Raw genomic sequence first — 12,106 nt, 5'->3', positions numbered from 1 at the left:
CTTTTAATTTTTTAATTTTTAATATATTTTATACACTCCTCCTGTGCTAGAGTTATTAAGAATTTGCCTGTAAATACCTACAACATCTTCTATTTTAACAGGGAGGTATCCTGCGAATTTTTTATCCTCAGGAAAAGCTCCTGCAATAGCTCCTGGAGCTACTACATTAAGCCTTATATCACGTATTAATTCGTTTGATGCTGACTTAACAAAACTGTGTATCGCGCCATTTATTAAAGATAAACCTACAGCATTTGGTTCATAATGTTCTGCTAGAATACCAGTTGTTAATGTTATAGAACCTTTATCATTTAGATACTCTTGTGCTAGATGAACTAAGTTTACTTGTCCCATTAGTTTACTTTGTATACCAACATAATAATCCTCCTCAGTAAGTTGTGAAAAAGGTTTCCATACAGCAGTTCCTGCTGCATTAATTATACTATCCAATTTTGGTAGTTTTTTAAATAATGCTTGTATAGATTCTTTTTTAGTGAGATCAATAGAGTAGGACTGACTATTTCTGTGGGCACCATATACAGTATTATAATCTTTTTTTAAATCATTATATATAGCAGATCCAATGGTTCCTGTAGAACCTATAACTAATATTTTCATATAATTTCTATTTATTTTTTGTTAGTTCTTCTATTATAGTACCAGTACTTATCAAGTTTTTTAGTTTAATAAACATAATGGAAACTTCTTTTTCTCTAATAGCTTCAATGTTTACTTTTTTATCCCCATGAAGTGAGTTTTTATAATTATATATTTAATTTTGTAAATATGTTAGCTATATTTTTTTATAAAACCTTATTGATAGAGGTTAAAAACTGCTGAATAACTATTTCATTTCTTTTAAAATAGGTCCATTTACCATGTCGTGTGGTAATAAGTAATCCACATTTTTGCATATTATTTAGATAATGAGATATTGTTGGTTGTGATAAACCAGATTTATCTTGAATATTTTGACCACATACTCCGTCATTAAAATGCCCTAAGTCTTTGTGTGGAGGAAAATTTGCCTCAGGATTTTTTAGCCATTTTAAAATATCCATTCTAGTAGAATTGGACAAAACTTTATGGATTTCTAATATTTCTTTATCAGTCATAATACAAATGTATATATTTAATTTTATAAATATGTTAAATGGATGTAATAAAAATTTAAAATGAGTTCTTCTAATTATGGTAAGCTAGTTACTTATATAGATTAGCTATAAGGCTATTTATAGAGCACTTATCTAGAGGTGAGTATTTTTTTGATTAAAAACAGTATTTTTTTTATGTTTTTACCGTATATGTTTATAATGGATAATATATTATTTTTGAAATAAGTATTACATTGTTAAATTATGGTGTGTTTAAATCAGCTAAAATATTTACACAAATCAAATTTCACAAAGCCTAGATAATGTAGGGTCTTATTAATAGAATATTTTTGAAAATATTTTATTAAGGTTTCTTAATTATTAAAAATTACTCTAAAATCTATTTTAAAAACGAGACTTTATAAAAATAGTCTCGTTTTTTATTTATTTATTTTTACAGAATATCAAAAAATATAGTATTCTTGCTTGTGATGAATATTATACAAAACATAGAAACAAAAAGATTAGCTGTAAAACTAAAGCCTTCTGCAGAAAAGATGGTAAAACGAAAACATCCTTGGGTATTTTCGGAAAGTATTGTTAAGCAAAATACAGAAGGAGAGGCTGGGGATATAGTTATAGTGTATGACAACAAGAAAAATGGATTTTTAGCTTGTGGATTGTATGATCCTTATTCTCCTATACGCATAAAACTTATTCAATTTGGTAAATCAGCACAAATTAATGAGGATTGGTTTATAAATAAAATAATTCTGGCTTTTGAAAAACGAAAAGCTTTGTTAGAAACAGATACAAATAGTTACCGATTATTGTTTGGTGAAAATGACAACCTTCCGGGTTTTATTGCAGACATTTATGATAGCGTTTTAGTAATTAAATTATATTCTCATATTTGGTTACCTTATTTAAACTGGATTGTAAAACATCTAATTTCTATTACAAAGTGCGAAACTGTAGTTTTAAGATTAAGTAGATCACTACAAACAAAAGGAAATTTGTATGGACTAAAAGATGGAAAAGTTATTTATGGGAAACTAGAAAATGAGGTAGTTATTTTTAAAGAACATGGTGTTTTATTTTCTGCAAATGTAATTCATGGACATAAAACTGGATATTTTTTAGATCATCGTCATAATAGAAAAAGAGTAGGGGAGTTAGCAGATGATAAGACTGTTTTGGATGTGTTTTCTTATGCAGGAGGTTTTTCGGTTCATGCTTTAAAAGGAGGAGCTAAAGAAGTTACTAGTTTAGATATAAGCAAACAAGCACTGGATATGGCAAAAGAAAATGCCAAATTAAATACGCATACAGGAAAACATATAGTTATAGTAGCAGATGCTTTTGAAGGTTTGCAAACATTGATAAACGAAAAAAAACAATTCGACATAGTAGTTATTGATCCTCCTTCATTTGCAAAACGAGAAAGTGAAATACTTAAAGGAAAAAACAGTTATATCAGATTGGCAAAACTTGGAGCTAAATTAGTAGTAAATAGAGGGATATTAGTGTTGGCATCTTGTTCCTCAAGAGTTATCGCAGAAGATTTTTTCGCAATCTCTGAAGAGAGTATTCTATCTTCTGGAAGAACGTTTGAGATACTAGAAAAGACATATCACGATATAGATCATCCTATTATGTTTCCTGAAGGTGCTTACTTAAAATGTGGGTATTATACATTGGATTAAAAGCGTATCCTCTTTAAAAAACAAAACATTATTTAGGTAGAGAAATATAGGTATTGTCATCACTAACTTTTGGAAATTCGTTATTTTGCCAGCGTAATTTAGCTATTTCGATTTTTTTAATGCTAGAGGACACAAAATTCCAATATATATGACGTTCTTCTTTAAATGGTTGTCCTCCAAATAATAATACATGTGTTTCGGGTTGTAAAACTACAGAACAAGTGTCTTCGGTTTTAGAAACAAGCATATTACCTTTTTTAATAACGTCGTTGCAAGCTTCAATAGCTCCTTTTATAATACAAATTCCGATCTCCCCTTGTAATTCACCCTTAACTTGTAATTCGTAACGTTGTTTCGTCTTTATTTCGACCATAAACAATTCAGAATGTACAGGTACTGGCGATTTTTTGCCATACCCGTTTCCTGCAATCAAGCAAAATTCAGTTCCATTATCGTTCCATCTAGGTAGACTATTAGATTCAAAGTGATGAAATTCTGGTTCAATATCTTCTTGTTCTTTGGGTAAAGCCACCCAAATCTGGTACCCATGAATACTAAACTCGGATTTATTTCTAAGATCATTTGGAGTCCGTTCTGTGTGGGTAACTCCTTTTCCTGCAACCATCCAGTTTACAGATCCTGGAAAAATGCGTTGGTTTGTACCAGTACTATCTCTATGTTGTAATTCTCCTTCGAGCATATAGGTTAATGTAGACAAACCAATGTGAGGGTGCTGATCGACATCTATATAATGTCCTTTTTTTACAGTAGTTGGTCCCATATGGTCAATAAATACAAAAGGACCGACCATTCTTTTTTTTCTAAAAGGTATAAGTCTACCAACTAAAAAATCACCAATATCACGGCTTCGTTCTTTTATAATTAATCCTTTATTAGACATATATTTTCTTTTAAAAATAAATACAGACGATAAATTTAAGTATTTCGTTTTTAATTCACATTATAGGGTTTTATTCTTCAATGCTTACCTCGAAATGAAAGAGAAAGTTTTTACTGAGTATAAACCCAGATTCCTTTTTTTTACTTATTTAACGAAGATAAAATGATTAATGACTAAATTCTTTACTCAAAATAATTTACTATCTTTTCCTTCGTTTACAAATCGACTTACATTATCTGGTTATATACCTACTCTATGGAAATATTTTCTTCTTACAATGTTATTATTGGAATTTCATTAACTATTATTTTATCTTTTATTTTTAATGGAGTTGCAAAAAAGACTAATGTTCCTGCAGTATTATTATTGATTGTTTTAGGAGTTGTTTTTCAATATATTCTTAAATCGTTTGGAGGAGATGTCATTGATTTTTTTCCTATGTTAGAAGTTTTGGGGATAGTAGGTCTAATTATGATTGTATTAGAAGCAGCTTTAGAGTTAGAGTTAAAAAGTGATAAATTAATGCCTATTTTTAAATCATTAGCTATTGCCTTAATTGGTTTAATCGCTTCTGCATTTATTGCTGCAGTAATTTTAAAGGCTTTAATACCAGGAATGACAATGCTATCAGCTTGGTTATATGCTACTCCTTTATCGATACTTTCTAGCGCTATTATTATACCAAGTGTTTCTTCCTTATCTAATACAAAAAAAGAATTTCATATCTACGAGAGTACATTTTCTGATATTCTGGGTATTATGCTCTTTTATTTTCTTATAGGTAGATTAAATCCTGCAGAGGATACTGGTGTCGGAGGCTTCTTTTTGAATTTAATCATAACTATCATAATTTCCTTAATAGCGAGCTATGCTATTATCTTGATATTTCAAAAAATCAAAAGTCCAGTTAAACTTTTTTTGCTTATTGCGGTGTTATTATTACTATACGCACTAGGTAAAAAAATGCATTTATCTTCTTTAATCATTATTTTAATTTTTGGGTTGGTAATAGCTAATATGAAATTGTTTTTTAAAGGAAAACTTAGAGGATACCTTGATTTCGAAAAAGCAAAATCTATTTATCACGAATTACATGTTATTACTGCCGAAACGGCTTTTGTTGTTCGTACTTTATTTTTTGTTATTTTCGGAGTAACTATAGTATTATCTTCTCTTTTAAGTTTAAAAGTTACCGTAATAAGCATTTTAATATTAATATCTATTTATGTTATACGATACGGCTTGTTACGTCTTTTTATAGGGAAAGATATTTCTCCTCAATTATTTATAGCTCCAAGAGGATTGATTACAGTACTATTGTTTTATGCAATTCCTTCCGAAGCAATAATTGAAGGATTTGAGCCAGGGGTTTTATTATTTGTCATTATAGGAACTAGTTTGATAATGACTGGTGGAATGATAAGAGATAAAAAAATGAACTCAATTAAATTAGCTACCATCGAAACAAAAGAAAACATGGAAGAAACAGAATGTTTTATTAATAATACAACAGATTTAAGTGAAATGGATGAGATTGCAACATCAAACCAAACCAAATCCGAATAATGAAACGATTACATCGATTAACAGCTATATTAGTAAAACTGCAATCTAAAAAAATTGTTCAAGCAGCAGAATTAGCCAATAAGTTTGAGGTAAGTTTACGTACTATTTATCGAGATATGCAAGCATTAACCGATGCAGGAGTGCCTATTGGAGCAGAAGCAGGAACTGGGTATTTTTTGGTGGATGGTTATTCTTTACCTCCAGTTATGTTCACCGAAAAAGAAGCTAATGCCTTACTTACAGCTTCTAAAATTATAAAAACAAATAATGATCAATCTCTTATTAACGAATATCAAGAAGCTATAGATAAAGTAATAGCAGTATTGAAAACTACACAAAAAGAAAAACTACAAATTCTAGAGCAACGTGTATTTACATATAATAGAGAAAAAATAAAACCTAGTACCTCTTTATCTGTTATTCAACAAGCGATTACTGATTTTAGGGTTTTAGAGATCCAGTACACTGCAGCCTCTAAAGAGTTTAGTAAAAGATTAATAGAGCCATTAGGTGTTTACTTTACAAACAATACTTGGATTATGATTGCGCATTGCAGGTTAAGGAATGATTATCGAGAATTTAGAACCGATCGTATAATAAATCTTATCGAAACACAAGAACTCTTTCCTCCAAAACATTTTAGCTTAGAAGAGTATTATAAAAAATATGCCGAAACCTATAATCTTTATGCTTCTTCTTAAAAACACTACTGACATAGGGGTGTCTTAAGTACAAGTTAGTTTTGATTAAAATTTTGAATATTTAATTTTAATTATAATGATAAACCTATTGTTTGATTGTGTAAAAGAACCTAATCAAAATCTAATATTAACTAATAATAAACCCAAAGTAGTAGAGGTAGTTTTATTTGAAATAAATCCAGGATATACAGAAAAAGATGCTAAAAAGGCATTGTCCTCTCTTAATGATATTGTAAAACTATATTATGGTTTTGTAGAGAGAATAACTGCTAAAAATGAGAATGGAAAATATATGGATATTATTTATTGGAGAGATATAAACTCTGCTAAATCTGCAGCAGCAGATCTTGCCCAAAACGAAAAAGCTACTATTGCTTTTTCAGTAATAAAATCACAATCAGTGCAAATGTATTATTTTGATATGTTTAATCAATTTGAAGAATGATATTTAGAGATTAATTATGTTATGTTTTACATACTACCATTTTAACTACTTTAATCTAATTTTATAAAATGATACCAGAATATATTCTTAAAAGAAAAGGAGCCAGAAGCTTTAAAGATTTAGATAAAACAGTTCTTGAATATTTAAATAAAGGAAATATCCAAACCGCTAATTTAATTGAGTGGTTAGCAGTAGATCAATTAATTTTATTAAAAAATATCTTAACTGATTTAGGAAAATTAGATTGGTATGATAGTTTTTATGAAAGTATATCGGCACAAGAAAAACCTTCAGCAAATTCTAATACTAAAGTAATCGGACTTACTTTTTTACAATTAACGAATGATCCAGATATAATAAATTATCTTTCCAATCATATATCTGATGTTCCTAGATGTTGGGCTGCATATTGGTTAGGTTCTCGGGAAATCAAAATTGATAAAAAACTAGAAGTAATTCTACCTTTTGCTGCAGATTCTCATTTTGGAGTTAGAGAAGTAGCAATATTTTCTTCTAAAGATACTATTATAGATAATTTAGATATTGCAATAGGTATTTTATCCAAATGGACCTCTAGTAAAGAGGAGAATATAAGACGATTTGCAGTAGAGGTTATAAGACCAATCGGTGTATGGACTAAAAAAATTGATGAACTCAAAGAATCTCCAGAAAAAGCAATAACAATATTAGATCCACTTAAATCTGATGATTCTAAATATGTAAGGGATTCTGTAGGAAATTGGTTAAATGACGCGAGTAAAACAAGACCAGATTGGGTACTAAAAGTGTGCAACAAATGGAAAACACAATCACAAACAAAAGAAACAGGATATATTATAAAAAAAGCTTTACGAACAATACATAAATAACGATAAAACAACCCAAAGTTTATGGCTTTTACTTCGTTATAAATACAGAGTAATTATAATAAAAAATTTCAATTACATTTTTATTAAATAATCATTATAACTTGTTCTTTTTAAGATAATAACACCTTTTTTTTATTTCATTTTTCATAACTTTAAATGATTTAAATAACAGGCAAATTTTCTTTATGAACATTCTTCATACAAGTTTCGAATGTTATCCAATAGCCAAGGTTGGTGGATTGGCAGATGTAGTAGGTGCATTGCCAAAATATCAAAATGAACTAGGGGGTAATACCAGTGTAATAACTCCTTTTTATAGCAATACATTTATACAAAAGTCAAAGTTAGAAACTGTTTATACAAGTGCGATACGGTTAGCCGATATTACACATGTATTTTATGTAAAAAAAATAATATCTCCAGATCTAGGTTTTGATGCATATCTAATTTATATCGAAGGATTATTAGATAGACCAAATGTATATAATTATGAAGATGATATAGAGCGATGTATCTCTTTTCAGCTAGCAGTTTTAGATTGGGTATCTAATATGGATGCTATTCCAGATATTATACATTGTCATGATCATCATACGGGATTAATACCTTTTATGATGTCTCACGTATATATGTACGAAAAGTTACAAAGAATACCCACCGTTTTAACTATTCATAATGCACAATACCAAGGACAGTTATCTTTGGATAAGATAAATTATTTACCAGATTTTGATAAAGAAAAAATAGGATTATTAGATTGGGATAACTGTATTAACCCATTAGCATCAGGTATTAAGTGTGCCTGGCAGGTAACATCAGTTTCCACTAGTTATATGCAAGAGTTACAAGAAAAAGCCAATGGATTAGAAAACCTTTTGAAGGATGAACAAAAAAAATGTGTTGGGATTCTTAACGGTATTGATACCAAAATATGGGATCCTGAAACAGACCCAATGATTATTAAAAATTACAATAGTACAAATGTTACAGAAAACCGAAAAAGAAATAAAAAATGGATATGTAATTATTTTAATTTAGATATAGATAAACCACTCTTTGGTTTTATAGGAAGACTTGTTGGAGAAAAAGGCGCAGATCTTTTACCAGACATTGTAAAAGAATACTTAACTAATAATGAAACTATTAATATTTTGATTTTAGGTTCTGGAAATTTAGAAACAGAAAAACGTTTACAATCCTTGCAAAAAGAGTTTTCTAGTAATTATAATGTATTTATAGGGTATGATGAAAAACTTTCTCATATCATATACTCTGGAGTAGATTTTTTATTAATGCCATCAAGAGTAGAACCTTGTGGATTAAATCAGTTATACGCATTGCGATATGGTACTATACCAATAGTTAGAAGAACAGGAGGGCTTAAAGATACCATCATAGATATAGGAGAAAATGGTTTTGGAATATGCCATAATAATGCCTCTGTATGGGATGTTTGCCATGCTATAAAACGAGCTGTTACTTTATATGATGATCAAAAAAAATATAGGGAAATACAACAACAAATAATGCAAATCGATCACTCTTGGAGTCGGTCTGCACATCAATATGTAACCATATATGAAACACTAATACAATATAAATGATCAACAAAAAAGTTCTAGCCATTATTCTAGGAGGAGGTCAAGGAACCCGCCTATCACCCCTTACAGATCAGCGGTCTAAACCCGCAGTATCCATAGCCGGAAAATATAGATTAGTAGATATTCCTATTTCAAATTGTATTCATTGTGATATAAAAAGGATGTTTGTACTTACACAATTTAATTCAGCATCATTAAACCGACATATTAAAAACACTTATGTTTTTAGTACTTTTAGTGATGCTTTTGTGGATATATTGGCAGCAGAACAAACTCCCGATAATAAAACATGGTATCAAGGCACAGCAGATGCAGTTCGACAATCGATGTATCAATTACTAAATCATGAGTTCGAATACGCCTTAATATTATCAGGAGATCAACTATATAAAATGGATTTTAATGAAATGATAGACGCTCATGTTAATAAAGGAGCCGATATTTCTATAGCTACCATACCCGTTAAATCTAAAGAAGCTACTCAGTTTGGGATTTTAAAAACAGATGAACATAGTTTTATTTCCTCCTTTATAGAAAAACCAAGTTTAGAAAAACTTTCTGGTTGGGAGTCTGAAGTAAGCCTGGAAATGCAAAAAGAAGAGAGAAATTATTTAGCCTCTATGGGGATTTATATTTTCAATAAACAATTATTAATAGATACATTATCTAATACGGATACTATAGATTTTGGAAAAGAAATTATTCCGCAATCTATTACTAAAAATAAAGTTCTTGCATACCAATACGAAGGATACTGGACAGATATAGGTAATGTTCCTGCTTTTTTTGAAGCCAATATTAGTTTAACAGATGATGTACCTAAATTTGACCTATTTAACAAAAACAATTCTGTTTTAACCAGACCGAGGATATTACCTCCATCAAAAATTTCGGGAACCCGGTTAGATAAATCCATGATTGCAGAAGGCTGTATTATTAATGCTAAAGAAATAGAGCGATCTGTAATCGGTATTAGATCCAGAATAGGCAAAGATACTAGTATTAAGAACACATATATGATAGGAGCTAACTCATATCAAGATATGCAAGAATTAGATAAAGATTATGAAGAAGGAATTCCTTCAATAGGAGTAGGGGATAGATGTTATATAAATAATACCATACTTGATAAAGACGTACGTATAGGAAATGATGTTGTTATAAATGGAGGAGCTCATTTAGAAGACACAGAACAAGATGTCTATGTAATACGAGAAGGAGTTGTTGTAATAAAAAAAGGAACTGTAATTCCAGATGGGTTTAAATTATAACCAAAAATGTGTATATGGGTATTGTAACCTCTTATAGTTTATTTTCAGAATTTGATATCCATCTTTTTAAAGCAGGTAAACATTATCGCCTATTTAAAAAAATGGGATCTCATCTAACCACCATAAATGGAATATCAGGAACATACTTTGCAATATGGGCACCATCTGCAAAATCAGTTTCTGTAGTCGGTGATTTTAATCATTGGGCAGAAGGTGAGCATCTTTTAAATGTGCGTTGGGATCAATCTGGTATATGGGAAGGATTTATCCCCGATATAAAAAAAGGAGATATCTATAAGTATAAAATACATTCTAACCATAACGATATACAGACAGAAAAAGCAGATCCCTATGCCAGACGGTGTGAACATCCACCAAAAACTGCTTCTGTCGTATGGGAAGATGAGTATCAATGGAACGATAATAATTGGTTGCAGAACCGAAAAAAGCATAATACGAACGATGCGCCCTTTTCTGTATACGAAGTACATTTAGGTTCCTGGAAAAAAAATATAGAAGAAAACAGATCTTTATCATATATAGAACTGGCAGATGAATTGGTTTCATATGTAAAAAAAATGGAATTTACTCATGTAGAACTAATGCCAGTTATGGAGTACCCGTATGACCCTTCTTGGGGATACCAACTAACAGGATATTTTGCGCCAACATCTCGTTTTGGATATCCAGACGAATTTAAGCTTTTAGTCGATAAATTTCATGCCAGCGATATTGGTGTTATTTTAGATTGGGTACCTTCTCATTTCCCTGAAGACGCTCATGGGTTAGGTCTTTTTGATGGTACTAGTTTATATGAACATCCCGACAAAAGAAAAGGGTACCATCCAGATTGGAAAAGTTTAGTTTTTAATTATGGACGTAATGAAGTAAAAAGCTTTTTGATTAGTAATGCCATTTTTTGGTTAGACCAATACCATATTGATGGTTTACGGGTAGATGCAGTTGCCTCTATGCTTTTTCTGGATTATTCGCGTAAAGAAGGCGAATGGGAGCCTAATATATTTGGTGGTAGAGAAAACTTAGAAGCAATTACCTTCATGAAAGAGCTAAATGAAGAAATCTATGCAAGTTTTCCTGATGTGCAAACGATAGCAGAAGAATCCACATCTTTTCCTATGGTTTCTAAACCTACCTACCTTGGTGGATTAGGTTTCGGAATGAAATGGATGATGGGATGGATGCACGATACTCTTCAATATTTTGCAAAAGAACCAGTATACAGAAAACATCATCAAAACGAATTAACGTTTAGTATGACGTATGCATTCACAGAAAATTTTATGCTTCCATTATCCCATGATGAAGTAGTACATGGTAAAAGTAGTATTATTGGTAGAATGCCAGGCGATGAATGGCAACAATTTGCAAATCTTAGATTATTATATAGTTACATGTTTACGCACCCAGGAACTAATTTATTGTTTATGGGAGCAGAATTTGCACAAAGAGCAGAATGGGATTTTCAACATAGTTTAGATTGGCATTTGCTTCAATATGACTATCATTCGGGAATTCAAAAAATAATTATCGATTTAAATATCTTATATAAAAATAATCCAGCATTATACGAACAACAATTTACAATATCTGGTTTTGAATGGATTAATTATGAAGATCATCAAAATTCTGTTATTGCTTATATAAGAAAAGGAACTAAAGAAAAGGATAGTTTAATTGTAGTATGCAATTTTACTCCTGTACCAAGAACTAATTATCGAATTGGATTACCAAAAAAAGGTAAACTAGTCGAAGTTTTTAATAGCGATGCTAAAAAATATAATGGAAGTGGTATTTCTAATACTGAAGAAATAAAAATTATGCTTAAAAATTGGCAATACCGAAAATATGCAGCAGAAATTACAATACCACCCCTTGCAACAGTGGTTTTTAAGATAAAGCAATAACATTGTGCAAGTGATTCTTTTGGACAC

At 30.2% G+C, this 12,106-nt stretch carries 11 protein-coding genes; 8 read left to right on the top strand and 3 right to left on the bottom strand.

The features are described from left to right. Positions 1-18 precede the first annotated feature (18 nt). Both H527_RS0101555 and H527_RS0101550 read right to left on the bottom strand, forming a co-directional pair. Positions 19-618 carry a short chain dehydrogenase gene (locus H527_RS0101555; RefSeq protein ID WP_027411077.1) on the bottom strand — a complete coding sequence of 200 codons (600 nt, stop codon included), beginning with the start codon at positions 616-618 and terminating at the stop codon, positions 19-21. A 185-nt stretch (positions 619-803) separates the two neighbouring features. Continuing rightward, the gene (locus H527_RS0101550) at positions 804-1,115 is read right to left on the bottom strand and encodes an ArsR/SmtB family transcription factor (protein WP_027411076.1); all 312 of its coding nucleotides are present in this window, start codon (positions 1,113-1,115) and stop codon (positions 804-806) included. A gap of 470 nt (positions 1,116-1,585) precedes the next feature. Here H527_RS0101550 and H527_RS0101545 point away from each other — a divergent pair, with 470 nt between their 5' ends. Next, a complete protein-coding gene (locus H527_RS0101545) occupies positions 1,586-2,800 on the top strand; it encodes a class I SAM-dependent rRNA methyltransferase (protein ID WP_027411075.1) in 1,215 nt (404 codons plus the stop codon). 28 nt (positions 2,801-2,828) lie between these two features. Here the strand turns inward: H527_RS0101545 and H527_RS0101540 are convergent, their stop codons facing one another. After that, complete coding sequence (locus tag H527_RS0101540) at positions 2,829-3,701, bottom strand: pirin family protein (RefSeq protein WP_027411074.1); 873 nt, start codon at positions 3,699-3,701, stop codon at positions 2,829-2,831. 255 nt (positions 3,702-3,956) lie between these two features. Between H527_RS0101540 and H527_RS0101535 the strand changes: the two genes are divergently transcribed. From H527_RS0101535 to glgB, 7 genes are all read left to right on the top strand, one after another. After that, positions 3,957-5,267: a cation:proton antiporter domain-containing protein gene (locus tag H527_RS0101535; protein ID WP_027411073.1), complete on the top strand. Its 1,311-nt coding sequence runs from the start codon at positions 3,957-3,959 to the stop codon at positions 5,265-5,267. Continuing rightward, the gene (locus tag H527_RS0101530; RefSeq protein WP_035087128.1) at positions 5,267-5,968 is read left to right on the top strand and encodes a helix-turn-helix transcriptional regulator; all 702 of its coding nucleotides are present in this window, start codon (positions 5,267-5,269) and stop codon (positions 5,966-5,968) included. The genes H527_RS0101535 and H527_RS0101530 overlap by 1 nt, the downstream gene beginning before the upstream one ends. A gap of 76 nt (positions 5,969-6,044) precedes the next feature. Beyond that, entirely contained in the window at positions 6,045-6,413 is a 369-nt protein-coding gene (locus H527_RS21160) for a hypothetical protein (RefSeq protein ID WP_035087126.1), read from the top strand. A gap of 68 nt (positions 6,414-6,481) precedes the next feature. Then, positions 6,482-7,282 (top strand): DNA alkylation repair protein, encoded by an 801-nt coding sequence (locus tag H527_RS0101520; RefSeq protein ID WP_027411071.1) that lies wholly within the window; start codon positions 6,482-6,484, stop codon positions 7,280-7,282. Positions 7,283-7,467: 185 nt separating this feature from the next. Continuing rightward, positions 7,468-8,886, top strand: coding sequence for a glycogen synthase (locus H527_RS0101515; RefSeq protein ID WP_027411070.1), 1,419 nt, complete (start codon positions 7,468-7,470; stop codon positions 8,884-8,886). Then, entirely contained in the window at positions 8,883-10,154 is a 1,272-nt protein-coding gene (locus H527_RS0101510) for a glucose-1-phosphate adenylyltransferase (RefSeq protein ID WP_027411069.1), read from the top strand. Before H527_RS0101515 ends, H527_RS0101510 begins: the two co-directional genes overlap by 4 nt. A 14-nt stretch (positions 10,155-10,168) precedes the next feature. After that, positions 10,169-12,079: a 1,4-alpha-glucan branching protein GlgB gene (gene glgB, locus H527_RS0101505; protein WP_027411068.1), complete on the top strand. Its 1,911-nt coding sequence runs from the start codon at positions 10,169-10,171 to the stop codon at positions 12,077-12,079. The last annotated feature ends 27 nt before the right edge of the window (positions 12,080-12,106 follow it).

Source organism: Aquimarina muelleri DSM 19832 (assembly GCF_000430665.1).
GTDB classification, from domain to species: Bacteria; Bacteroidota; Bacteroidia; order Flavobacteriales; family Flavobacteriaceae; genus Aquimarina; species Aquimarina muelleri.
Note: the sequence above shows the minus strand (reverse complement) of the source record. Positions and strands in the feature narration are given on the sequence as shown.

Bases quoted from the DNA above. Each gene is read 5' to 3' on its own strand.
- H527_RS0101555 (WP_027411077.1), bottom strand. From the start codon at position 618: ATGAAAATATTAGTTATAGGTTCTACAGGAACCATTGGATCTGCTATA.
- H527_RS0101550 (WP_027411076.1), bottom strand. From the start codon at position 1,115: ATGACTGATAAAGAAATATTAGAAATCCATAAAGTTTTGTCCAATTCT.
- H527_RS0101545 (WP_027411075.1), top strand. From the start codon at position 1,586: ATGAATATTATACAAAACATAGAAACAAAAAGATTAGCTGTAAAACTA.
- H527_RS0101540 (WP_027411074.1), bottom strand. From the start codon at position 3,701: ATGTCTAATAAAGGATTAATTATAAAAGAACGAAGCCGTGATATTGGT.
- H527_RS0101535 (WP_027411073.1), top strand. From the start codon at position 3,957: ATGGAAATATTTTCTTCTTACAATGTTATTATTGGAATTTCATTAACT.
- H527_RS0101530 (WP_035087128.1), top strand. From the start codon at position 5,267: ATGAAACGATTACATCGATTAACAGCTATATTAGTAAAACTGCAATCT.
- H527_RS21160 (WP_035087126.1), top strand. From the start codon at position 6,045: ATGATAAACCTATTGTTTGATTGTGTAAAAGAACCTAATCAAAATCTA.
- H527_RS0101520 (WP_027411071.1), top strand. From the start codon at position 6,482: ATGATACCAGAATATATTCTTAAAAGAAAAGGAGCCAGAAGCTTTAAA.
- H527_RS0101515 (WP_027411070.1), top strand. From the start codon at position 7,468: ATGAACATTCTTCATACAAGTTTCGAATGTTATCCAATAGCCAAGGTT.
- H527_RS0101510 (WP_027411069.1), top strand. From the start codon at position 8,883: ATGATCAACAAAAAAGTTCTAGCCATTATTCTAGGAGGAGGTCAAGGA.
- glgB (WP_027411068.1), top strand. From the start codon at position 10,169: ATGGGTATTGTAACCTCTTATAGTTTATTTTCAGAATTTGATATCCAT.